Annotated in this window: 24 protein-coding genes; 18 read left to right on the top strand and 6 right to left on the bottom strand. The window is 70.8% G+C overall.

From position 1 onward, the window contains the following. Positions 1-208 precede the first annotated feature (208 nt). Together rpsN and rpmB are read right to left on the bottom strand one after the other, a co-directional pair. The gene (rpsN, locus tag ACZ516_RS18625) at positions 209-514 is read right to left on the bottom strand and encodes a 30S ribosomal protein S14 (RefSeq protein WP_361080104.1); all 306 of its coding nucleotides are present in this window, start codon (positions 512-514) and stop codon (positions 209-211) included. A gap of 3 nt (positions 515-517) precedes the next feature. Next, complete coding sequence (gene rpmB / locus ACZ516_RS18620) at positions 518-754, bottom strand: 50S ribosomal protein L28 (protein ID WP_361080105.1); 237 nt, start codon at positions 752-754, stop codon at positions 518-520. A 71-nt stretch (positions 755-825) separates the two neighbouring features. Here rpmB and rpmG point away from each other — a divergent pair, with 71 nt between their 5' ends. The 5 genes from rpmG to ACZ516_RS18595 all read left to right on the top strand — a co-directional run bounded on the left by rpmG (position 826) and on the right by ACZ516_RS18595 (position 3,258). Further along, positions 826-990, top strand: coding sequence for a 50S ribosomal protein L33 (rpmG, locus tag ACZ516_RS18615; RefSeq protein ID WP_030785829.1), 165 nt, complete (start codon positions 826-828; stop codon positions 988-990). A gap of 5 nt (positions 991-995) precedes the next feature. Next, on the top strand, positions 996-1,241 hold the full coding sequence (locus tag ACZ516_RS18610; protein WP_358582972.1) for a type B 50S ribosomal protein L31: 246 nt from the start codon (positions 996-998) through the stop codon (positions 1,239-1,241). Beyond that, positions 1,241-2,479: a CobW family GTP-binding protein gene (locus tag ACZ516_RS18605; protein WP_469011098.1), complete on the top strand. Its 1,239-nt coding sequence runs from the start codon at positions 1,241-1,243 to the stop codon at positions 2,477-2,479. Before ACZ516_RS18610 ends, ACZ516_RS18605 begins: the two co-directional genes overlap by 1 nt. A 3-nt stretch (positions 2,480-2,482) precedes the next feature. After that, positions 2,483-2,722: a 30S ribosomal protein S18 gene (gene rpsR, locus ACZ516_RS18600; RefSeq protein ID WP_469011097.1), complete on the top strand. Its 240-nt coding sequence runs from the start codon at positions 2,483-2,485 to the stop codon at positions 2,720-2,722. Between the two features lie 296 nt (positions 2,723-3,018). After that, positions 3,019-3,258 (top strand): DUF397 domain-containing protein, encoded by a 240-nt coding sequence (locus ACZ516_RS18595; RefSeq protein ID WP_358582964.1) that lies wholly within the window; start codon positions 3,019-3,021, stop codon positions 3,256-3,258. A gap of 48 nt (positions 3,259-3,306) precedes the next feature. On the opposite strand, the gene ACZ516_RS18590 is transcribed toward ACZ516_RS18595, so the two are convergent. After that, entirely contained in the window at positions 3,307-3,795 is a 489-nt protein-coding gene (locus tag ACZ516_RS18590; protein WP_358582961.1) for an ATP-binding protein, read from the bottom strand. 313 nt (positions 3,796-4,108) lie between these two features. On the opposite strand from ACZ516_RS18590, the gene ACZ516_RS18585 reads away from it, so the two are divergent. From ACZ516_RS18585 to ACZ516_RS18560, 6 genes are all read left to right on the top strand, one after another. After that, positions 4,109-4,972, top strand: coding sequence for a helix-turn-helix domain-containing protein (locus tag ACZ516_RS18585; protein WP_469011095.1), 864 nt, complete (start codon positions 4,109-4,111; stop codon positions 4,970-4,972). An 84-nt stretch (positions 4,973-5,056) separates the two neighbouring features. Further along, the gene (locus tag ACZ516_RS18580; protein ID WP_469011093.1) at positions 5,057-6,514 is read left to right on the top strand and encodes an aldehyde dehydrogenase family protein; all 1,458 of its coding nucleotides are present in this window, start codon (positions 5,057-5,059) and stop codon (positions 6,512-6,514) included. 144 nt (positions 6,515-6,658) lie between these two features. Further along, on the top strand, positions 6,659-7,210 hold the full coding sequence (locus ACZ516_RS18575) for a DinB family protein (protein ID WP_469011091.1): 552 nt from the start codon (positions 6,659-6,661) through the stop codon (positions 7,208-7,210). A 30-nt stretch (positions 7,211-7,240) separates the two neighbouring features. Then, positions 7,241-7,882 carry a PadR family transcriptional regulator gene (locus tag ACZ516_RS18570; protein ID WP_358582952.1) on the top strand — a complete coding sequence of 214 codons (642 nt, stop codon included), beginning with the start codon at positions 7,241-7,243 and terminating at the stop codon, positions 7,880-7,882. Between the two features lie 94 nt (positions 7,883-7,976). Continuing rightward, positions 7,977-8,735, top strand: a complete 759-nt coding sequence (locus tag ACZ516_RS18565) for a MerR family transcriptional regulator (RefSeq protein WP_361080117.1) — start codon at positions 7,977-7,979, stop codon at positions 8,733-8,735. A 149-nt stretch (positions 8,736-8,884) separates the two neighbouring features. Continuing rightward, positions 8,885-9,565: a DedA family protein gene (locus tag ACZ516_RS18560; RefSeq protein ID WP_358582947.1), complete on the top strand. Its 681-nt coding sequence runs from the start codon at positions 8,885-8,887 to the stop codon at positions 9,563-9,565. A gap of 21 nt (positions 9,566-9,586) precedes the next feature. Here ACZ516_RS18560 and ACZ516_RS18555 read toward each other — a convergent pair whose 3' ends face one another. Continuing rightward, on the bottom strand, positions 9,587-11,272 hold the full coding sequence (locus ACZ516_RS18555; RefSeq protein ID WP_358697729.1) for a threonine/serine exporter family protein: 1,686 nt from the start codon (positions 11,270-11,272) through the stop codon (positions 9,587-9,589). 122 nt (positions 11,273-11,394) lie between these two features. Further along, complete coding sequence (locus ACZ516_RS18550; RefSeq protein ID WP_030785786.1) at positions 11,395-11,886, bottom strand: inorganic diphosphatase; 492 nt, start codon at positions 11,884-11,886, stop codon at positions 11,395-11,397. An 85-nt stretch (positions 11,887-11,971) separates the two neighbouring features. On the opposite strand from ACZ516_RS18550, the gene dacB reads away from it, so the two are divergent. The 7 genes from dacB (at position 11,972) to ACZ516_RS18515 (ending at position 20,666) form a co-directional block, all read left to right on the top strand. Next, positions 11,972-13,498, top strand: a complete 1,527-nt coding sequence (gene dacB / locus ACZ516_RS18545) for a D-alanyl-D-alanine carboxypeptidase/D-alanyl-D-alanine endopeptidase (RefSeq protein ID WP_358909354.1) — start codon at positions 11,972-11,974, stop codon at positions 13,496-13,498. 85 nt (positions 13,499-13,583) lie between these two features. Further along, a complete protein-coding gene (locus tag ACZ516_RS18540) occupies positions 13,584-14,714 on the top strand; it encodes a zinc-dependent metalloprotease (RefSeq protein ID WP_469011089.1) in 1,131 nt (376 codons plus the stop codon). A 237-nt stretch (positions 14,715-14,951) separates the two neighbouring features. Then, positions 14,952-15,989 carry a tRNA lysidine(34) synthetase TilS gene (gene tilS / locus ACZ516_RS18535; RefSeq protein WP_469011087.1) on the top strand — a complete coding sequence of 346 codons (1,038 nt, stop codon included), beginning with the start codon at positions 14,952-14,954 and terminating at the stop codon, positions 15,987-15,989. Between the two features lie 53 nt (positions 15,990-16,042). Beyond that, positions 16,043-16,603: a hypoxanthine phosphoribosyltransferase gene (hpt, locus tag ACZ516_RS18530; protein WP_358698566.1), complete on the top strand. Its 561-nt coding sequence runs from the start codon at positions 16,043-16,045 to the stop codon at positions 16,601-16,603. A 198-nt stretch (positions 16,604-16,801) separates the two neighbouring features. Continuing rightward, positions 16,802-18,826, top strand: a complete 2,025-nt coding sequence (gene ftsH / locus ACZ516_RS18525) for an ATP-dependent zinc metalloprotease FtsH (RefSeq protein ID WP_358582936.1) — start codon at positions 16,802-16,804, stop codon at positions 18,824-18,826. Between the two features lie 110 nt (positions 18,827-18,936). After that, complete coding sequence (gene folE / locus ACZ516_RS18520; RefSeq protein WP_358582934.1) at positions 18,937-19,542, top strand: GTP cyclohydrolase I FolE; 606 nt, start codon at positions 18,937-18,939, stop codon at positions 19,540-19,542. Positions 19,543-19,643: 101 nt separating this feature from the next. Continuing rightward, a complete protein-coding gene (locus tag ACZ516_RS18515) occupies positions 19,644-20,666 on the top strand; it encodes an aldo/keto reductase (protein ID WP_361080124.1) in 1,023 nt (340 codons plus the stop codon). A gap of 37 nt (positions 20,667-20,703) precedes the next feature. Here ACZ516_RS18515 and ACZ516_RS18510 read toward each other — a convergent pair whose 3' ends face one another. Continuing rightward, positions 20,704-21,195: a DUF3180 domain-containing protein gene (locus tag ACZ516_RS18510; RefSeq protein ID WP_358582932.1), complete on the bottom strand. Its 492-nt coding sequence runs from the start codon at positions 21,193-21,195 to the stop codon at positions 20,704-20,706. Positions 21,196-21,211: the final 16 nt, after the last annotated feature.

Raw genomic sequence — 21,211 nt, 5'->3', positions numbered from 1 at the left:
GACCAGAGCCGACCGAACGGCCCGAGCGCCCCGGGTGGCCAGAGCGCCCCGCACGCCCCGAGCGGCCAGAGCGCCCCGAACGGCAAGAGCACCCCGAACGACCAAGAAGACCCCCCGACCCGCTGACAACCGCGGGAGCGGCCCGACGCCGGCTGCCAATACCGCGCCCCCCCCGGACAGCCAAGGGCTCCCGCCAAGCCGCGCCGAGCTACCAGGACGACTTGCGCACCCCGGGAAGAAATCCGGCATGCGCTTGCTCCCGCAACTTCACCCGTGACAGGCCGAACGCCCCGACATAGCCGCGCGGGCGCCCGTCGACGCTGTCCCGGTTCCGCACCCGCGTGGCACTCGCGTCACGCGGCTGCCGCGCCAACTCCCGCTGGGCGGCGGCCCGTTCGGCGGCGCCGGTGCCGGGCCCGCGTACGATCCGCGTCAGCTCGGCCCGCCGCTCGGCGTACCGCGCGACGATCTCGCGCCGCTGCTCGTTCTTCGCGATCCTGCTCTTCTTCGCCATCGGTCAGACCTTCCCGCCGCGCGCCCGGATCCTCGCGACGGCCGCCTCGATCCCGAGCGCGTCCACGGTCTTGATCCCCTTCGCGGCGAGCCGCAGCCGGACGTACCGCCCCTCGCTCGGCAGCCAGTACCGCTTGCGCTGGACGTTGGGGTCGAAGCGGCGCGAGGTCCGCCGGTGGGAGTGGGAGACGTGGTTGCCGAAGCGGGGAACGGCCCCGGTCAGCTGGCAGTGGGCGGACATCGTGACGCACCTCTCGGTCGACGGAGGGGGACCCCTATTGAAAACGGGAGTCGTTTTCATATACTACCCACATGGCCCGCAACGAACTCCGCCCGATCATCAAGCTCCGCTCCACAGCCGGAACGGGCTACACGTACGTGACCCGCAAGAACCGCCGCAACGACCCCGACCGCCTGACGCTGCGCAAGTACGACCCGATGGCCGGCCGCCACGTCGACTTCCGAGAGGAGCGCTGACCCCCATGCGCAAGGACATCCACCCCCCGTACGCCCCCGTCGTCTTCCGCGACAAGGCCGCCGGCTTCGCCTTCCTCACCCGGTCCACCGCGACCGGCGGGAAGACGGTCGAGTGGGAGGACGGGCGCACGTACCCCGTCATCGACGTCGAGGTCTCCTCCGCGAGCCACCCCTTCTACACGGGGACCGCCCGCGTCATGGACACCGCCGGCCGCGTCGAGCGCTTCGAACGACGCTTCGGCAAGCGCTGATGGACGACCGGCACGGCGGGCACACCGCCCGCCCGATGGACACCGTGATCGTCGGCGGCCTCCACGCGGACGCCCGCCGAGCGGCCGTCGCCCACCTCCTGGCCGCCGTCCCCGGCAGCGTCGCCCTCCACCACGACCTGTCAAGCGCCGAGCGGGGCACGGTCGTACGCATCCTGCGTGACGGCACCGGCGTGCTCTGCGTGGACGAGGCACCCCTGGTCGACGACTGCGCGTGCTGCGCGCTCCGCGAGGACCTGGTGCCCGAGCTGCGGCGGCTCGCGGACGCCGGCCTGACCCGGCTCGCGGTCGTCGAGCTGTGGGACTCCGTCGAGCCGAAGGCGATGGCCGAGGTGATCGTCGCGCACGCCGGCGAGGGCGTCAGACTCGGCGGCGTGGTGACGGCGGTCGACCCCGCCCTGGTCCTGCCCTGCCTCGGCAACGGCGACGACCTCATCGAGGCCGGCCTCGCCGCGGCCCCCACGGACCAGCGCACCGTCGCCGACACCTGGGCGCGCCAACTGGAGTACGCGCCCGTCCTCGCCGTCATGGAGTCCGCCGAGGCCGACGACGAGGACCGCGCGCTGCTAGCCCAGCTCCACCCGACGGCCCGCCATATCCCCATCAGCCCCATCAGCCCCATCAGCCCCATCAGCCCCGTCAATCCCACCGACCCCACCACCCCCGTGAGGCCCGGGGGCGGCGGCGCCCTCGCCGTCGCCGCCCTCGCCGGTTTCGACGTCGAGGCCGCCGCCGCGGCCCAGCACCCGTCCTGCGCACTGCTCCCGGTGGAGGCCGAGGCGTGCGGTGTCTCCACCCTCGTATGGCGCCGGGAGCGGCCGTTCCACCCGGAGCGGCTGCATGCCGCGCTGGAGGACCTGACCTGCGCGGCCGCCCGCAGCCGGGGCCGGTTCTGGCTGGCCGACCACCCGGACACGCTGCTCGGTTGGGACGCGGCGGGCGGCGCGCTGTGCGTGGAGAGCGCCGGGCCCTGGCTCGCCGCGCTGCCGGACGCCGCGTGGGAGCTGGTCCCGCCGGCGCGCCGCGCGGCCGCCGCCCTCGACTGGCACCCGGAGCACGGCGACCGCCGCAACCACCTGGTGTTCACCTCGCCCGGCCTGGACCGCGAGAACCTCCGCCGGCTCCTGGAGTCCTGCCTGCTGACCGACGAGGAGTACGCCGCCGGGCGCGCCGCCTGGCGCGATCTGCCGCCCGCCTTCGACACCCTCCTGGAGGTCTGACCCTTGTCCCCGCGCAAGCCCCCGCCCCGTGCGCCGAAACCGCGCCCCAACCCGCTGGAGCGAAGCGGCGTCACGTACATCGACTACAAGGACACGGATCTGCTCCGGAAATTCCTCTCGGACCGCGGAAAGATCCGCGCCCGGCGGGTCACGTGGGTGACCGCACGGCAACAGCGGCAGATCGCCGCGGCGATCAAGAATGCGCGCGAAATGGCGCTCCTGCCCTACGGCGCCGGACGCTGAAACCTCTTCTTCCGCAACCGCACCACTTCTCCCTCCCCTCTCCCCGGACCGCACCGCGCCGGTTGTTTTCCGCCTTTCGGACGGAACACATCCGGCGCGGTGCGCGTCTGTTCTAAGAGCACGACCTGGCACACGGCGGACCGGCAGAGCTGTAATCAAGGCACCACCGCGCGTGCACGTGCATCTGCCCATGCATCTGCATGTGAACACAGCTATGATCCGGGACAGTTGACCACTGCATCTAGAGCGACCGCCTCTAGGGCCACTACAGGCACTGCACCACCGGGGAGCGATCTGTGCACCACGCGTTTAACGGCATGGCGGCCACGGAGCTTCACGGGGTGGTCTGGCAGAAGAGCAGACACAGCAACTCGCAGGGCAACTGCGTGGAGTTCGCGAAACTTCCGGGCGGCGATGTCGCCGTGCGCAATTCGCGTTTCCCGGACGGTCCCGCGCTCGTCTACACCCGCGCGGAGATAGAGGCGATGCTCCTCGGGATGAAGGACGGGGAGTTCGACCACCTGATAGCCGGTTGAGTACGCGAACACACCGTCCGCGTCCGCGCCCCGGGCGGAGCCCCCGGCTCAGCGCAGCTGGAACAGCGCCCAGACCACCTTGCCGCGCACCGCGCCGGCCAGCGGGTGCCAGCCCCAGCCGTCGCTGAAGGACTCCACCAGGAACAGGCCCCGGCCCGACTCGGCGGAGAAGTCGTCGTCGGCGTCACGCGTCACGGGACTGTCGTCGCTGGGGTCGCGCACCGCGCACACCAGACGCGAGGCCCACCGCATCAGATGGAGCCGCACGGGCGGGTCGAGCCGCTCGCGCGGGGTGTCGGCGGGCAGTGCGTGCCGCAGGGCGTTGGTGACGAGTTCGGAGACGACGAGGGCGATGTCGTCGAAGCGCTCGTCCAGATCCCACTGCCCAAGGGTCTTGCGGGTGAACTGCCGGGCGCTGCCGACCGCTTCGTAGCGGGCGGGCAGCGCGCAGGAGGCCGCGCTGGAGACCGCCGAGGGGTCGAGTGGAGGAAGGCCCTGCCTCAACGGCTCGAGCATGGTCGATCCATTCGTCCCCATGCGAGGCACTCCCCGGTTTCGCGGTACATAGCGATGGAGCGGTGGCGCGGTCGGTCGCCGATGGTGCGGTGGTACGCGGTCGGTACAGCGGTGGCGCGCGGACCATGGTTCCGAATGCGCACAGCAGATGCAAGGGCAGATGCACGTGCACGCGACCGACTTGTTGCTTCCCGTGCCACTTCCCGCCCATTTCTTCCCCGGACTTCTTGTGAGGAGCTTTCGGAGGCTTTCCGTTTCTGTAACCGGGCGTGTACGGGCCGAAGCGTTTAATGGCAGACTGCTGGCTTCCAGTCGATGGGGAGGATTGAGCGAAGTGACCGCAGGGGAGTCGAGTGGCTCGGTGGTACGGCGCATCCTGCTGGGCTCGCAGCTGAGGCGCCTCAGAGAATCCCGGGGCATCACCCGCGAAGCGGCCGGCTACTCGATCCGCGCCTCCGAATCGAAGATCAGCCGCATGGAGTTGGGACGGGTGAGCTTCAAGTCCAGGGACATCGAGGACCTTCTGACGCTGTACGGCGTCACGGACGAGGCCGAGCGCGGCGCTCTCCTCTCGCTCGCCAAGGAGGCCAACCTCACCGGCTGGTGGCACAGTTACTCCGACGTCCTGCCGGGCTGGTTCCAGACCTACATCGGCCTGGAGGGCGCGGCCTCGCTCATCCGGGTCTACGAAGTGCAGTTCGTCAACGGCCTGTTGCAGACCGAGGACTACGCCCACGCGGTCGTCGCGCGCGGCATGAAGGGCGCGAGCAAGGCCGAGATCGACCGCCGCGTCGCCCTGCGCCTGGAACGCCAGAAACTGCTCGCCTCCGAACACGCGCCCCGCTTCCACTGCGTCCTGGACGAGGCCGCGCTGCGCCGCCCGTACGGCGACCGCGAGGTGATGCGCGGGCAGATCCAGCACCTCATCGACATCTCCGAGCGGCCCAACGTCACGCTTCAGATCATGCCGTTCAGCTTCGGCGGCCACGCGGGCGAGAGCGGCGCCTTCACCATGCTGAGCTTCCCGGAGTCGGACCTCTCCGACGTCGTGTACGTGGAGCAGCTCACCGGCGCCCTCTACCTCGACAAGGCCGAGGAGGTCGCGCAGTACGAGCGCGTGGCCGCGCAGCTGCACCAGGACAGCCCGGACCCGGCGGACAGCCGGGACCTGCTGCGCGGACTCCTGCAACTCACCTGAAACATAAGTACTATGACGTGACCTCAGGTGTCTGACGCCGTTCGGATATCTGCTTCCGTCCGCTGCCGGCAAGGGGTCCGTCCGATGTCCTTCTTCACTGATCTGGCTCACCAGTACATCGACGGGGAGTGGAAGGCCGGATCGGGCTCCTGGGACATCATCGACTTCAACCCGTACAACGGCGAGAAGCTGGCGTCCATCACCGTCGCCACGGCCGACGAGGTCGACCAGGCCTACCGCGCCGCCGAGCGCGCCCAGCGGGAATGGGCCGACACCAACCCCTACGCCCGGCGCACCGTCTTCGAGCGCGCCCTGCGGATCATCGAGGACCGCGAGGAGGAGATCGCCGACGCGATCGTCGCCGAACTGGGCGGCACCCGGCTGAAGGCGGCCTTCGAGCTGCACCTCACCAAGGAGTTCCTGCGCGAGGCCGTGCACCTCGCGCTGCGGGCCGAGGGCCGCATCCTGCCCTCCCCGGACGACGGCAAGGAGAACCGCCTCTACCGCGTCCCGGTGGGCGTGGTCGGCGTCATCAGCCCCTTCAACTTCCCGTTCCTGCTGTCGATCAAGTCCGTCGCCCCGGCGCTCGCCCTCGGCAACGCGGTCGTCCTCAAGCCCCACCAGAACGCGCCGGTGCTCGGCGGCAGCCTGGTGGCCAAGGTCTTCGAGGACGCCGGACTCCCGGCCGGCCTGCTGAACGTCGTCATCACCGACATAGCCGAGATCGGCGACGCGCTGCTCGAACACCCGGTGCCGAGCCTGATCTCCTTCACCGGCTCGGACCGCGTCGGACGGCACGTCGCCACCGTCTGCGCCTCGCACTTCAAGCGCTCGATCCTGGAACTGGGCGGCAACAGCGCGCTGATCGTCCTGGACGACGCCGACCTCGACTACGCGGTGGACGCGGCGGTCTTCAGCCGCTTCGTGCACCAGGGCCAGGTCTGCATGGCCGCCAACCGCATCCTCGTCGACCGGTCGGTGGAGGCGGAGTTCACCGAGAAGTTCGTCGCCAAGGCCGCCTCGCTCAAGGTCGGCGACCCGGCCGAGCCCGGCACGCACATCGGCCCGCTCATCAACTCCTCGCAGGCGGACGCCGTGACGGCCGTCGTCGAACAGGCCGTCGCCGCGGGCGCCACGGCGCTCCTGCACGGCCGCACCGAGGGCAACGTCGTCGCCCCCTCCGTCCTGACCGGCCTGCCGGCCGACTCCCCGGTCCTCGCCCAGGAGATCTTCGGCCCCGTGGCCCTCCTGCTGCCCTTCGACGGCGAGGACGAGGCGGTGCGCATCGCCAACGACACCCCGTACGGCCTGAGCGGCGCCGTGCACACGGGCGACATCGAGCGCGGTGTGCGGATCGCCAAGCGCATCAGGACCGGCATGATCCACGTGAACGACGGCACGGTGCACGACGAGGCGATCGTGCCGTTCGGCGGCGAGAAGAGCTCCGGCGTCGGCCGGCTGAACGGCGAGGCGACGGTGGACGCCTTCACCACCCAGAAGTGGATCTCGGTGCAGCACGGGCGCACCCGCTTCCCGTTCTGAACCGCCGCCCCTCTCGCATTCCACGGTGCTTCCCCGGACCCTTGCGGACAGAACCTGACCGCAAGGGTCCGTAGCGTGTGAGGTGTCGGGGGAAGAGCCCGCGAGGGCAGCCTGCGAGCGGCAGGCCCAAGAGAGGCGGAACACATGGTCACCCACGTCAGTTCGGAGGCCCGCGACGACGAGCGCGGCGCCCTCCTCGCCTTCGTCGAGGCCCAGCGCGGCGGCGTCCGCCGTTCGGTGCTCGGGCTCACCGACGAGCAGGCCGGCCGGCGGCCGAGCGCCAGCGAACTGTCCCTGTCCGGCCTGGTGAAGCACGTCGCCGAGACGGAGCTGAACTGGCTGCGCATGGCCCAGCGCAAGCCCAACGAGAAGGCCCGCACCCAGGAGACCTGGGGGGAGAGCTTCCGGCTGGTGGAGGGCGAGACGCTCGCCGAGACCCTGGCCTTCTGGGACCGGGTCGCCCACGAGACCGAGGAGTTCCTGCGCGCGGTGCCGAGCCTGGACGACACCTTCCCGCTGCCCGAGGCGCCGTGGTTCCCCAAGGACGGCGAGGTGTCCATGCGCTGGCTGATGCTGCACCTGGTCGAGGAGATCGCCCGGCACGCGGGCCACGCCGACATCATCCGCGAGTCCCTGGACGGAAAGACGGCTTTCGAGCTGGTGGCGCAGGAACGGGGCTACCCTAGTCAAAATTGATGACTGGGGGACTGGCGAAGGGCGCGGTACATGTCAGCGATCCGGCTACTGGTTCTCGGGGCCGTGCGCCAGCACGGCCGCGCCCACGGCTACCAGGTCCGCAACGACCTGGAGTACTGGGGCGCCCACGAGTGGTCCAACGCCAAGCCCGGCTCGATCTACCACGCGCTGAAGCAGCTCGCCAAGCAAGGCCTCCTGCTGGCCCACGAGATCGCCCCGTCCACGGCGGGCGGCCCGCCCCGCACCGAGTACGAGGTGACGGACCAGGGCACCGAGGAGTATCTGACGCTGCTGCGCGGCGCCCTCGTCGAGCACGGCCAGAAGCCGGACATGCTCACGGCCGCCCTCGGCTTCATCGTCGACCTGCCGCGCGAGGAGGCGCTCGCCCTCCTGACGGAGCGGGTGGAGCGCATCGAGGCGTGGCGCGCGTCCGTCACGGAGTACTACACGCCCGAGGGAGGCCCCGGGCAGCTCGGGCACATCGGCGAGATCATGAACCTCTGGGTGCACCAGGCCGACGGCGGCGCCCAGTGGACGCGCGGCCTGATCGAGCGGATCCGGGGCGGCGCGTACACCTTCGCCGGTGAGGGCGAGCCGTTCGTCGCGGTGCTCGCGGACGGCGAACAGAACCCGTACGCGACCGGCGAGCGGCACGCGGGGGACCGCGACTGAGGGGGAGCGGGCGCTCCCGGCGAGCCGGGCTTGCACCTCACGCGACGTGAGGGCCCAGGCTGATCCGCGTACCGAGCAGAGAGGGGCGGCAGCCATGAGCTACTCCGTGGGACAGGTCGCCGGTTTCGCCAAGGTGACGGTGCGCACGCTGCACCACTACGACGAGATCGGCCTGCTCGTGCCCGGCGAGCGCAGCCACGCGGGCCACCGGCGCTACGGCGACGCGGACCTGGACCGGTTGCAGCAGATCCTGTTCTACCGCGAGCTCGGCTTCCCCCTCGACGAGGTGGCGGCCCTCCTGGACGACCCGGATGCGGACCCGCGCGCGCACCTGCGCCGTCAGCACGAACTGCTGACCTCCCGCATCGAGAGGCTCCAGAAGATGGCCGCCGCCGTCGAGAGCGCCATGGAGGCGAAGAAGATGGGCATCAACCTCACGCCCGAGGAGAAGTTCGAGGTCTTCGGGGACCACGACCCCGACCAGTACGCGCAGGAGGTCGAGGAGCGCTGGGGCGACACCGACGCCTACCGCGAGTCGCGGCGCAGGTCCGCCTCGTACACCAAGGACGACTGGAAGCGGATCAACGACGAGCTGGCGGCGGTCCACGCCCACCTGGCGGACCTGCTGGCCCAAGGCGTCGCGGCGGACTCCGCGGCGGCCATGGACGGCGCCGAGGAGCACCGCCGCCACATCTGCCGGCACCACTACGAGTGCCCGCACGAGATGCACGCCTGCCTCGGGCGGATGTACGTGGACGACGAGCGGTTCACGGCGTTCTACGAGGCCATCCGGCCGGGGCTCGCGGTGTACATGCGGGACGCGATCCTGGCGAACACGGCGCGGAACAGCTGACCGGTAAGGGGCGCTTTCGGGGGGAAGCGCCCCTTGCCGCGGTGCCTTCGCGCACGGTGGAACCCGGCCGGGCCGCCTGGCGTTGATAACTTTGGGCGGCTGCACCCCGCCGCCGCACCGCCCCCCCTCACCCTCAGGAGCCCGGAACCGTGACGACGCTTGCGCTCGGACCAAGCTGGCTGGATCCGGACCACCTGCTCAACCAGTTCGGCCTCTGGGGCCTGCTGGTGATCGTCTTCGCCGAGTCGGGCCTGCTCATCGGCTTCTTCCTGCCGGGCGACTCGCTGCTGTTCACCACGGGCCTGCTGATCACCACCCACAAGCTGGACACCCCGCTGTGGCTGGCCTGCCTGCTCATCTGCCTCGCGGCCATCCTCGGCGACCAGGCGGGCTATCTCTTCGGCAAGAAGGTCGGCCCCTCGCTCTTCAACCGCCCGGACTCCAAGCTCTTCAAGCAGGAGAACGTGGTCAAGGCGCACGACTTCTTCGAGAAGTACGGCCCGAAGTCCCTGGTCCTGGCCCGCTTCGTGCCGATCGTCCGGACGTTCACGCCGATCATCGCCGGCGTCTCCGGCATGCGGTACCGCTCGTTCATCACGTTCAACATCATCGGCGGCGTCCTGTGGGGCGCCGGCGTCACGCTGCTCGGCGCCTGGCTGGGCAACATCGACGTCGTCCACAAGAACATCGAGGCGATCCTGATCCTGATCGTCCTCATCTCGGTGATCCCGATCGCCATCGAGTTCCTGCGGGCGCGCGGCAAGTCCAAGAAGGCGGCGTCGGCACAAGGCGCCCCCCCGGCTCAGCGCGGCAGGCACGCGAAGCGCTGACGGGACCGGCCGGACCCGGGGTCAGAACCCCCTGGTCCGCTTCGCCGCACGGCGGTTGGCCGCGCTGGCGGCCCCGGGCACCTTCAGGAACAGCCGGGACACCTCGCTCCCCAGGTTCACGCCGATCGCGATGGCCAGCGCCGTCGCGACGGCCTTGGTGAGCGAGTTGATGCCGGTGTTCAGGTCGTTCTGCGCGAGCGCGAGCAGCCCGAAGTACGTCGCGCTGCCGGGCAGCAGCGGCCCGATCGCGGCCGTCACGTACGGCAGCGAGGACGCGAAGCGGTAGCGCGAGAAGAGCTGCCCGAACAGGCCGACCAGACCGGCGGCGACGGCGGTCGCCGCGACCGGCGACAGCTCCAGCGGAGTGTGCGCCAGGGCCCCGAACATCACCCAGGCGATGCCGCCGTTGAGCGTCACGATCAGGACGGTGTTGCGCTCCTGCTGGAGCAGTATCGCGAAGGCGAGACTGAGCGCCATCGACGCCAGGATCTGGATGACCGGGCGCGAGGACGAGACCCCGAAGGCCGTCTCCGGCGTCAGGTTCGTCGCGTCCAGCATCACGCCGAGCGAGAGCACGAACAGCACACCGCAGACGATCCCCACGATCAGGTACATGACCTCCAGCAGGCGGGCGGCCGCGGTGATGTAGTAACCGGTCAGCCCGTCCTGCACGCCCGCCACCAGGGCTCTACCGGGAATCAGCGCGAAGAGCCCACCGGTGATGACCGCGGAGGCCATCGTCGCCTCCGTGTGCGCGAAGCTCAGCGCGACGCCCATCGCGGCCGGCGGCATCGCGGCCCCCACGAACTGGTAGAACTCCGGCAGCCCGCGCCCCGCGCACAGCCACGCCAGGCGGTCGCCGAGCATCGCGCCCACCGCGGCCACCACGAAGACCAGGGCCCCGCCGCCCACCAGGACGGACGCGGAGCCCGCCAGCAGCCCGCTGGCCGCCGTCAGGGCCCAGCCCGGGTAGGGGTGGCGGTTGCGCCGGATGCCCGCGAGGCGGCGGTAGGCCTCCTCCAGGGAGACCTCCAGCTCCGGGTCGCTGATGTCGTCCACCAGATGGAAGACCGCCGCGAGGCGGGTGTAGTCGGTGCCCCGGCGGCGCACGGTGCGCGAGGCCGTCACCGGGTCATCCACCAGCGAGGGCTGGTGGGAGATCGACAGCAGCGTGAACGTCACGTTCGGCTCGCAGCGGTCGAGGCCGTAGGAGCGGCAGACGGCGAACATCGCCGCCTCCACGTCCTCGGCGCCCTCCCCGCCGGCCAGCAGCAGCTCCCCGATACGCAGCGTCAGGTCCAGGACGCGCGGCACGGCGGGCCCGCTCTCGTCCTCCTGCTTCTGCGCGGGCTCCGGAGCGGGCCGCTCCGTGACCGGCATCCGCAGCATCGTGCGCATCTGGTCCTGCCAGGGCGCTTCCTTGGTGAGCTTCACCAGGGGGATGCCCTGGGCGGGCGTGAAGGCCGGCGGCGCGTTGCGGGCGCTGTAGGTGTTCGGGGTCGTGAAGGCCGACTTCGCCGACCTCTCCGCCTCCTGCGTCGTCGAGGGCGAGGGGGCGGCCAGACCGGTCGGGAGGGCGAACTCAGAGGTGGTCTGGGACTCCTCCTCGGACGCCACCGGCTGCGTCGCCACCCCGCTGGGCTGCACGAACGCGCTGCGGGCCTCGTCCGACTGAGGCTTTTGGTCCTCGGCCTCGTGCTCGGCCACTACTGCCCTCACTTCTCATACGACTCTGACGCACCCTCCCGTATGGCCAGTATGGGCACAGATACACGAACGGGCCGCGCGGCCCGGTGATCGGATCGCGCGGCCCGGATAAGGCGGCAGGGTCAGTGGCCGCCCTGCGCCTCGAAACGCTTGTACGACTTCTCGATCTCGGCCTCGGCGTCCGCGCGCCCGACCCAGTCGGCGCCCTCCACGGACTTGCCGGGCTCCAGGTCCTTGTAGACCTCGAAGAAGTGCTGGATCTCCAGGCGGTCGAACTCGGAGACGTGGTGGATGTCACGCAGGTGCTCCACCCGCGGGTCCGACGCCGGGACGCACAGCAGCTTGTCGTCGCCGCCCGCCTCGTCGGTCATCCGGAACATGCCGATCGCGCGGCACTTGATGAGGCAGCCGGGGAAGGTCGGCTCGTCCAGGATGACCAGGGCGTCCAGCGGGTCACCGTCCTCGCCGAGGGTGTTCTCGACGAAGCCGTAGTCCGCGGGGTAGCTGGTCGACGTGAAGAGGCGACGGTCCAGACGGATCCGACCGGTCTCGTGGTCCACCTCGTACTTGTTCCGCGAACCCTTCGGAATCTCGATGGTGACGTCGAACTCCACGGGTGGCTCCTCCATGATCAGCACATACTTCGGGTGATTAAGTGTCCCTCACGCACATGTGTGATCGCGAAAGGGGCTGGTCGTCATGCCGGAGCTCAAGCCTTGGCGGCGGCCTCGGCAGCTGTGGGAACAGCTGCCCAAGCCCTCCGCCGGCAAGCTCCCCCGGATGTCGGGGAAGCTCACGACCTGGCAGCTCACGGCGGGTGCCGCCGCCATCGGCCTGGTGATCTCGGCCGGGGCGGTGGCCGCGGCCGGCCCTTGGGACTCCTCCGGTCAGCGTACGGCGGAGCGGGACCGGGCCGCCGCCCAGGAGGCCGCAGGTGGCGCAGATCACGGCGGCCGCACGTCCGGACAGGGCCCCGAGGCCGCCCCGAGCGCCCCTTCCGTGCTCGCCGGACTCGGCGCGCCCGCCGGGACGGCCCCGAGACCGACGGACCGCGCCCTGGCCGACGTACTCGATCCGCTCCTCGCGGACCCGGCCCTCGGCCCGCAGCGCTCCGCCGTCGTCCTCGACGCGACCTCCGGCGAGCGGGTCTACGGCAAGGCCGCGGGCGACGGCCTGACGCCGGCGTCCACGATCAAGATCGCCACTGCCGTCGCCGCGCTGTCGGCGCTCGGCCCCGACCACCGCATCGCCACCCGGGCGGTCGTCGAGCCGGACTCCGAGGACGTCGTCCTGGTCGGCGGCGGCGACCCGACCCTGACCGCCCGCAAGGACGGCCGCTACACCGACACCGCCGCCGGCCTGCGCGCGCTGGCCGCCGACACCGCGCGGGCCCTCAAGGCCCGCGACATCGACAAGGTGACGCTCTCCTACGACACCTCGCTGTACTCCGGGCCGCCGCAGCACCCCATCGGCCCGAACGAGAACATCACCCAGGTCAGCGCCCTGATGATCGACGAGGGCCGCCTCGACGACTCCACCAGCGGCCCCGCCCCGCGCGCGGGGGACCCGGCGGGCGACGCGGCGAGGAAGTTCGCGGACCTCCTGAAGGACCACGGCATCACCACGGCGGCCGACCCCGGCCCCACCAAGGCCTCCCCGCGCGCCCGGACCCTCGCCCAGGTCGAATCGCCGCCCCTGTCCGCCCTGGTCGAGCGGATGCTGACGCACAGCGACAACGACATCGCCGAGGCCCTGGCCCGCCAGACGGCCCTCGCCGCGAAGGAGCCGGCCAGCTTCGACGGCGCCGGACGGGCCGTCGCCGCCCGGCTCGGCAAGCTGAAACTGCCGCTTTCGGGGACCCGCTTCGCCGACGGCAGCGGCCTGGACCGCGCCGACCGCGTCTCCGCCGGACTCCTCGCCGCCCTCCTGGAGCGCGCCGCGGACCCCTCCCACCCCGAGCTGCGCTCCGTGGTGACGGGCCTGCCCGTCGCGGGCTTCACCGGCACGCTCGTGGACCGCTACCCCAAGGACTCCCCGGGCACCGGCCTCGTACGCGCCAAGACGGGCACCCTCACCGGCGTGAACACCCTCGCCGGCACGGTCGTCGACGCGGACGGCCGCCTGTTGCTCTTCGCCTTCATGACCACCGGCACCACGGACGCCCAGGGGGCCCAGAAGGCCCTGGACCAGATGGCCTCGACGGTGGCGAACTGCGGCTGCCGCTGACTCCCGGCCCCCTAGGGGCCCGGACCGGGGCAATCTGGGGGGTCAACACCCTCCGCACGGGAGGGGGAGCACGTACCGTTGACGCATGACGAGCCTCGGTGGTGCGGAGATGGTCGACTGGAATCTCGCGGTGGCGACCGCGACCCGGCTCGTGCGGCCGGGCCCGGAGGTGAGCCGGGACGAGGCGCGCGCCGTCGTCGCCGAGCTGCGGCGGCATGCCAAGTCCTCGCAGGAGCACGTCCGTTCCTTCACGGGGATGGGCACGGAGCAGACCCACGACACCCCTGTGCTCGTCGTGGACAGAGCGGGCTGGATCAAGGCGAACGTCGCGGGCTTCCGCGAGATCCTCAAGCCCCTCCTGGAGAAGATGCAGGACAAGCGGGGCTCCGGCCCCGGCGCCGCCGTCCTCGGCGCGGTCGGCGGCAAGGTGACGGGCGTGGAGCTGGGGATGCTTCTGTCCTTCCTCGCCTCCCGCGTCCTCGGGCAGTACGAGACCTTCGCCCCGGCCACCCGCGACCTGCCCGCCGGGGAGAACGGCGGCGGCAGGCTCCTGCTCGTCGCGCCGAACATCGTGCACGTCGAGCGCGAACTGGAAGTGGACCCCCACGACTTCCGGCTCTGGGTCTGCCTGCACGAGGAGACCCACCGCACCCAGTTCACCGCCGTGCCCTGGCTGCGCGACCACCTCGAAGGCGAGATCCAGTCGTTCCTCGGTGAGACCGAGGTCGATCCGATGACGGTCCTGGAGCGCGTCAGGGAGGCCGCCCAGACGTTCGCCGGCGGTCGTTCCGAGGCGCAGGACGAGGAGGCCGCCGAGGGGGGCCGCTCCCTCGTGGAGCTGGTGCAGACGCCCGCCCAGCGCGAGATCCTCGCCCGCCTGACGGCCGTGATGTCCCTCCTGGAGGGCCACGCGGACTTCGTGATGGACGGCGTCGGCCCCGACGTGGTGCCCTCCGTCGCGGAGATCCGGGAGAAGTTCGCCGAGCGCAGGGCGCGCGGCGCGGGCCGCCTCGACCAGGCCCTGCGCAAGCTCCTGGGCCTCGACGCGAAATTGCGCCAATACCGCGACGGCGAGCGCTTCGTGCGGGCGGTCGTGCGGGAGGTCGGGATGGACGGCTTCAACCGGGTGTGGACTTCGCCGAACACCCTGCCCACGAAGGCGGAGATCGCCAAACCGGCGGACTGGGTCGCGAGGGTGCACCGTAAGGGAGACTGAGGGTCCGGATGCGGCCGATGGCAGGAGGACGCCCCCGTAATCACCCGTCCGAGGGACCGTGGGCGAGGGGTAGGCGTGCAATGCTCGGGGAACGGCTCGGCTCTGTCACCATCGACACACTCTGAGTGACTGAACGCTCGGGTTTCCGGGGTCCGGGTGACCGGACCCGGTCTCCGGAGTGGGTCCTGAGTGATTGGTCCGAGGCTCACCCCCCGAATTTCACGAAGGGAACCGGACATGGGTCCCCATCCTGCGGTCGCGGCGATACGCCTGGCGGTCCGCCGCGTACTCCATGACGTACTGACCGACGTACAGCGCAGCTCCGAGCACGTCCCCCCACGTGCCGCGAGCGAGCACCCCCCGGCGCCGCTCGTGCTCGTCGCCTGCTCCGGCGGCGCCGACTCCATGGCGCTCGCCTCCGCCCTCGCCTTCGAAGCCCCCAAGCTCGGCATCCGCGCCGGCGGCGTCACCGTCGACCACGGCCTGCAGCCCGGCTCCGACCTGCGCGCCGCCGAGGTCGCCGTGCGCATGACGGCCCTCGGCCTCGAACCGGTCGAGGCCGTCACCGTGCACGTGGGCCGTGACGGAGGCCCCGAGGCCGCCGCCCGTGACGCCCGCTACGCGGCCCTGGACGCCGCCGCCGAACGGCACGCGGCGGCCGCCGTCCTGCTCGGGCACACCCGCGACGACCAGGCGGAGACCGTCCTGCTGGGCCTCGCCCGCGGCTCGGGCATCCGCTCCCTGTCCGGAATGGCCGCGACCTCGGGGGTCGCGGGCCGTTACCGCCGCCCCTTCCTGCACATCGACCGCCAGACCGCCCGCAAGGCGTGCATGGTCCAGTCGCTGCCCGTGTGGGACGACCCGCACAACGCCGACCCGGCGTACACCCGCTCCCGGCTGCGCCACGAAGGGCTGCCCGCCCTGGAGAAGGCGCTGGGCAAGGGCGTCGTCGAAGCCCTCGCCCGCACGGCCCAGCTCTCGCGGGACGACGCCGACGCCCTGGACGCCTGGGCAGCCCGGGCCGAGGCGTCCGTACGGGACGAGACCGGCGGCCTGGAGTGCGCCAAGCTCTACGCCCTGCCGCCCGCCGTGCGCCGCCGCGTCGTGCGCAGAGCCGCCATCGAGGCGGGGGCACCCGCCGGTTCGCTCTTCGCCCGGCACATCGAAGAGGTCGACCGTCTGATCACCGGGTGGCGGGGCCAGGGAGCCATCAATCTCCCGGGCAAAGTCGTGGCCCGGCGCCAGGGTGGCAGACTGGTGATCCGGCAAGGCTGACCGGAGGCCCGTGCTCGTCGCGGGCCGGTCGGCCGGTGGGACGACCGAAAGTGATGCGGGTGGACGCGAAAGACATGGGCACCGACCTCAAGTCGGTGCTCATCACCAAGGAAGAGATCGACGCGAAGCTGGCCGAGCTGGCCGCGAAGATCGACACGGAGTACGCGGGCAAGGACCTGTTGATCGTCGGTGTGCTCAAGGGCGCCGTGATGGTCATGGCGGACCTGGCGCGTGCGCTGTCCACCCCCGTCACGATGGACTGGATGGCGGTCTCGTCGTACGGCGCGGGCACCCAGTCCTCCGGCGTGGTGCGGATCCTCAAGGACCTGGACACGGACATCAAGGGCAAGCACGTCCTGATCGTCGAGGACATCATCGACTCCGGTCTGACGCTGTCCTGGCTGCTGTCCAACCTCGGCTCGCGCGAGCCCGCCTCCCTGGAGGTGTGCACGCTGCTGCGCAAACCGGAGGCGGCGAAGGTCGCGATCGACGTGAAGTGGATCGGTTTCGACATCCCCAACGAGTTCGTCGTGGGCTATGGCCTGGACTTCGCGGAGAAGTACCGCAACCTCCCCTTCGTCGGCACGCTGGCCCCGCACGTCTACGGCGGCTGACCCCGCCGGGGACACGGGCCGCGGGAGTGCGTACGGCGCCGGGGAACCCTCACCCGTTTCCCGGCGTTGAACACTGCGAAGGCGGGTTTGCCAGCCGTCCCGTGCGGCTTCGGGTCACAATGCTGGGGTACCGTCCGAAGAACAGTCTTTATCAAACTCACTATGGCAGGAGGGACGGGGCGTCTTCGCTCCGTATGGATGGACGTGAAGCGATACTTCCGTGGGCCAGTCATGTGGATCGTGCTGGCCGTCCTTGCCGTGGTCGTGTTGATGCAGGTCGTCGGCTCGTCCGGTGGCTACAAGACGGTGGACACCAGCGAGGTCGTCCAGGCGATCAACGACAACAAGGTCGAATCGGCCAAGCTCACCACCGGTGACGAGCAGATCGTCAAGGTGGAGCTCAAGGACGGCCAGAAGGTCAAGGACAGCAGCAAGATCCAGGCGAGCTACATCGGCGACCAGGGCGTCGACCTCGCCAAGCTGTTGCAGGCCAAGTTCGAGAACAAGCAGATCAAGGACGGGTACACCGTCTCCCCGTCGAAGCAGAATCCCTTCGTCGGCATCCTGCTCTCCCTCCTCCCCTTCGTCCTCATCGTCGTCGTCTTCCTGTTCCTGATGAATCAGATGCAGGGCGGCGGCTCCCGGGTCATGAACTTCGGCAAGTCCAAGGCCAAGCTCATCACCAAGGACACCCCGAAGACGACGTTCTCCGATGTGGCCGGTTCGGACGAGGCCGTCGAGGAGCTCCACGAGATCAAGGAGTTCCTCCAGGAGCCGGCGAAGTTCCAGGCCGTCGGCGCCAAGATCCCCAAGGGCGTGCTCCTGTACGGCCCGCCCGGTACGGGCAAGACCCTCCTGGCCCGCGCCGTCGCCGGCGAGGCCGGGGTGCCGTTCTACTCGATCTCCGGCTCCGACTTCGTCGAGATGTTCGTCGGTGTCGGCGCCTCCCGGGTGCGTGACCTCTTCGAGCAGGCCAAGGCGAACGCCCCGGCGATCGTCTTCGTGGACGAGATCGACGCGGTCGGCCGCCACCGCGGCGCCGGCCTCGGCGGCGGCCACGACGAGCGCGAGCAGACGCTGAACCAGCTGCTCGTCGAGATGGACGGCTTCGACGTGAAGGGCGGCGTCATCCTGATCGCCGCCACGAACCGCCCGGACATCCTCGACCCCGCGCTCCTGCGCCCCGGCCGCTTCGACCGGCAGATCGCCGTCGACCGCCCGGACATGCAGGGCCGTCTGGAGATCCTCAAGGTCCACCAGAAGGGCAAGCCGGTCGCCCCGGACGTGGACCTCGGCGCGGTGGCCCGTCGCACGCCGGGCTTCACCGGCGCCGACCTGTCGAACGTGCTGAACGAAGCGGCGCTCCTGACGGCGCGCGGCGACAAGAAGCTCATCGACAACCACGCGCTGGACGAGGCGATCGACCGCGTCGTGGCGGGCCCGCAGAAGCGGACCCGGATCATGTCCGACAAGGAGAAGAAGATCACCGCGTACCACGAGGGCGGACACGCCCTGGTCGCGGCGGCCTTGCCGAACTCGGACCCGGTCCACAAGATCACGATCCTGTCCCGCGGCCGGGCCCTGGGTTACACCATGGTCCTGCCCGAGGAGGACAAGTACTCCACCACGCGCAACGAGATGCTCGACCAGCTGGCGTACATGCTGGGCGGGCGCGCGGCCGAGGAGCTCGTCTTCCACGACCCGACGACGGGCGCGGCGAACGACATCGAGAAGGCCACGGCCACCGCTCGCGCGATGGTCACGCAGTACGGCATGACCGAGCGGCTCGGCGCGATCAAGTTCGGCGGGGACAACACCGAGCCGTTCCTCGGGCGCGAGATGGCGCACCAGCGGGACTACTCGGAAGAGGTCGCCGCGCTGGTCGACGAAGAGGTCAAGAAGCTCATCGAGACCGCGCACAACGAAGCGTGGGAGATCCTCGTCGAGAACCGCGACATCCTCGACAACCTGGTGCTCCAGCTCCTGGAGAAGGAGACCCTCGGCAAGGAGCAGATCGCCGAGGTCTTCGCGGGGATCGTGAAGCGCCCGGCCCGCCCGGCGTGGACCGGCTCCTCGCGGCGCACGCCCTCGACCCGCCCGCCGGTGCTCTCCCCCAAGGAGCTGTCACTGACGAACGGTGCGAACGGCGCCACCCCCTCGGTGACGTCGAGTGGCCCGGAGAAGTCCCTCGAGGTGGCCCCGGAGGACCGCCCCGAGAGCTGATCCGCGAGCCTCGTCAGGCCCGGAATGAATGCCGCGCCCCCCAGGTTTTAGCCTTGGGGGGCGCGGCACTTTCGTACTCCCGCGTGGGACGCACAGGAACGAGGCACAACATGACCGACCCGGTGACGTTGGACGGCGGGCACTCGATCGGCGAGTTCGACGAGAAGCGGGCCGAGAACGCCGTGCGCGAGCTGCTGATCGCCGTGGGGGAGGACCCCGACCGGGAAGGCCTGGTGGAGACCCCGGCACGCGTCGCGCGGGCGTACCGCGAAATATTCTCCGGGCTGCGGCAGACGGCGGAGGAGGTGCTGACGACGACCTTCGACCTGGGGCACGACGAGATGGTCCTGGTGAAGGACATCGAGGTCATGAGCTCCTGCGAGCACCACCTGGTCCCCTTCGTCGGCGTCGCCCACGTCGGGTACATCCCGTCCACCGACGGCAAGATCACCGGCCTGTCGAAGCTGGCCAGGCTCGTGGACGTCTACGCCCGTCGCCCGCAGGTCCAGGAGCGGCTGACCACGCAGATCGCGGACTCCCTGATGCGGATACTGGAGCCGCGCGGAGTGATCGTGGTCGTCGAGTGCGAGCACATGTGCATGACGATGCGCGGGGTGCGCAAGCCCGGCGCGAAGACGATCACCTCGGCGGTGCGCGGCCAGCTCAGGGACCTCGCCACCCGCAATGAGGCGATGAGTCTGATCATGGCCCGCTGAACGGCCCCGGATTCGGTTGATCCTCTCAACTTCCCCCGCGTGATCGGACGTTGTCGCGGAATTCCCGGACGCCCGTCGGCTCCTGCCGAAAGACTGTGCGCATGACGAATGCGAACACACAGTCGCCCGCCGGCGAGCGTCCGCTGCCCACCCGCATGCTCGGCGGCCTGGAGGTCTCCGCGCTCGGCTACGGCGCGATGGTGCTCTCCCCGGGCGTGTACGGCGAGGTCGACGACGAGCGGGGCGAGCGGGCGCTGCGCGCGGCGGTCGACGCGGGCGCCACGATCATCGACACCTCCGACGGCTACGGCGCGGACGGACACAACGAACGGCTCATCGGCAGGGCCCTGCGGGGCCGCCGGGAGCAGGTCGCGATAGCCACCAAGTTCGGTTTCCGGCTCCCGGAGGGCGTGGAGCCGCACCCCTTCCCGATCGGATACGCCTTCGGGGAGCTGGCCGTCAACGGCGACCCCCGGCACATCCGCGGCTACGCCGAGGCGAGCCTGCGGGGCCTGGAGACGGATTACCTGGACCTGTACTACCCGCACTTCCCGGACCCGCAGGTGCCCTTCGAGGACACCGTGGGCGCGGTCGCCGAGCTGATCGAGGCGGGGCTTGTGCGCCACCTCGGGCTCTCCAACGTGACGGCGGACCAGCTGCGGGCCGCGCACGCCGTGCATCCGGTGGCGGCCGTGCAGATCGAGTGGTCGATGTGGAAGCCCGCCGAGCCACAGCTGCTCGCCGCGGCGCGTGAGCTGGGCGTCGGGCTCGTGCCGTGGTCTCCGCTGGGCGCCGGCTTCCTGACCGGCACGGTCGGCAAGGTCGAGGAGGGCGACTTCCGGCAGAACGCGCCGCGTTTCGACGCGGCGAATCTGAAGGCGAACAACGACCGCTTCGCGCCGGTGCGGGGCGTGGCCGAGGAGCTGGGCATCACCCCGGCGCAGCTGGCCCTGGCCTGGCTGCTGCACCAGGACCCGCACGTGGTGCCGATCCCGGGCAGCCGTACGCCCCAGCACATCGAGGAGAACCTCGCGGCGGCGCACGTGAAGCTGGACGCCGATGTCCTCGCGCGCCTGGACGCGATCCTCTCGGAGACCGAGGTCGAGGGCGGAACGCTGCTCTGACCCGCGCCCACGGCCCCCAGGGCGGTCCTCGGTGGCTCTACGCCGCCGGGGCCGCCTGGCCGCCGCCGCTCTCGTCGTCGTCCTCGGGGAGTCGGCAGACCCGCTCCAGGAACAGGGCCGCCGCTATCACCGCGATGCCGGTCAGGACCGAGAGCCCGGCGTAGATCGCCTGGTCGCGGCGGGGCGGCAGGTCGAGGAACTCCAGCAGGAACGCCCCCACGCCGCCGTACATCCCCGCGACGAGCGCCGCGACCAGGGCGCTGGCCTGGCCGAAGACGACGGCGCGGGCCGCCATCAGCGGCTCCACGCCCTTCGCGCCGGGGCGGCGCTCACGCTGGGCGCGCAGGCGCGAGCGCAGCGAGAGCGCCGTCGCCAGGAGCACCGCGGCGATCACCGCGAGCACGACGGGCGCGGCCAGCGGGACCCGGGGCAGGGTGCCGACGGAGTCCCACAGCCGGGCGCCCGACCAGGACAGCACCGCGGCCACGACGAAGAGGCCGGCCAGTGTCCTGATGCGCAGTTGCTTCACGGGTGACCCTTCATTG

Source organism: Streptomyces sp. NPDC034037 (genome assembly GCF_055575715.1).
Note: the sequence above shows the minus strand (reverse complement) of the source record. Positions and strands in the feature narration are given on the sequence as shown.

Coding starts and splice junctions, on each gene's coding strand:
- ftsH (WP_358582936.1), top strand. CDS start 16,802: ATGGACGTGAAGCGATACTTCCGTGGGCCAGTCATGTGGATCGTGCTG.
- ACZ516_RS18590 (WP_358582961.1), bottom strand. CDS start 3,795: ATGGGGACGAATGGATCGACCATGCTCGAGCCGTTGAGGCAGGGCCTT.
- ACZ516_RS18610 (WP_358582972.1), top strand. CDS start 996: ATGCGCAAGGACATCCACCCCCCGTACGCCCCCGTCGTCTTCCGCGAC.
- ACZ516_RS18605 (WP_469011098.1), top strand. CDS start 1,241: ATGGACGACCGGCACGGCGGGCACACCGCCCGCCCGATGGACACCGTG.
- rpmB (WP_361080105.1), bottom strand. CDS start 754: ATGTCCGCCCACTGCCAGCTGACCGGGGCCGTTCCCCGCTTCGGCAAC.
- ACZ516_RS18580 (WP_469011093.1), top strand. CDS start 5,057: ATGTCCTTCTTCACTGATCTGGCTCACCAGTACATCGACGGGGAGTGG.
- hpt (WP_358698566.1), top strand. CDS start 16,043: ATGCGGGTGGACGCGAAAGACATGGGCACCGACCTCAAGTCGGTGCTC.
- ACZ516_RS18515 (WP_361080124.1), top strand. CDS start 19,644: ATGACGAATGCGAACACACAGTCGCCCGCCGGCGAGCGTCCGCTGCCC.
- tilS (WP_469011087.1), top strand. CDS start 14,952: ATGGGTCCCCATCCTGCGGTCGCGGCGATACGCCTGGCGGTCCGCCGC.
- folE (WP_358582934.1), top strand. CDS start 18,937: ATGACCGACCCGGTGACGTTGGACGGCGGGCACTCGATCGGCGAGTTC.
- rpmG (WP_030785829.1), top strand. CDS start 826: ATGGCCCGCAACGAACTCCGCCCGATCATCAAGCTCCGCTCCACAGCC.
- ACZ516_RS18540 (WP_469011089.1), top strand. CDS start 13,584: ATGACGAGCCTCGGTGGTGCGGAGATGGTCGACTGGAATCTCGCGGTG.
- ACZ516_RS18575 (WP_469011091.1), top strand. CDS start 6,659: ATGGTCACCCACGTCAGTTCGGAGGCCCGCGACGACGAGCGCGGCGCC.
- ACZ516_RS18570 (WP_358582952.1), top strand. CDS start 7,241: ATGTCAGCGATCCGGCTACTGGTTCTCGGGGCCGTGCGCCAGCACGGC.
- rpsN (WP_361080104.1), bottom strand. CDS start 514: ATGGCGAAGAAGAGCAGGATCGCGAAGAACGAGCAGCGGCGCGAGATC.
- ACZ516_RS18565 (WP_361080117.1), top strand. CDS start 7,977: ATGAGCTACTCCGTGGGACAGGTCGCCGGTTTCGCCAAGGTGACGGTG.
- dacB (WP_358909354.1), top strand. CDS start 11,972: ATGCCGGAGCTCAAGCCTTGGCGGCGGCCTCGGCAGCTGTGGGAACAG.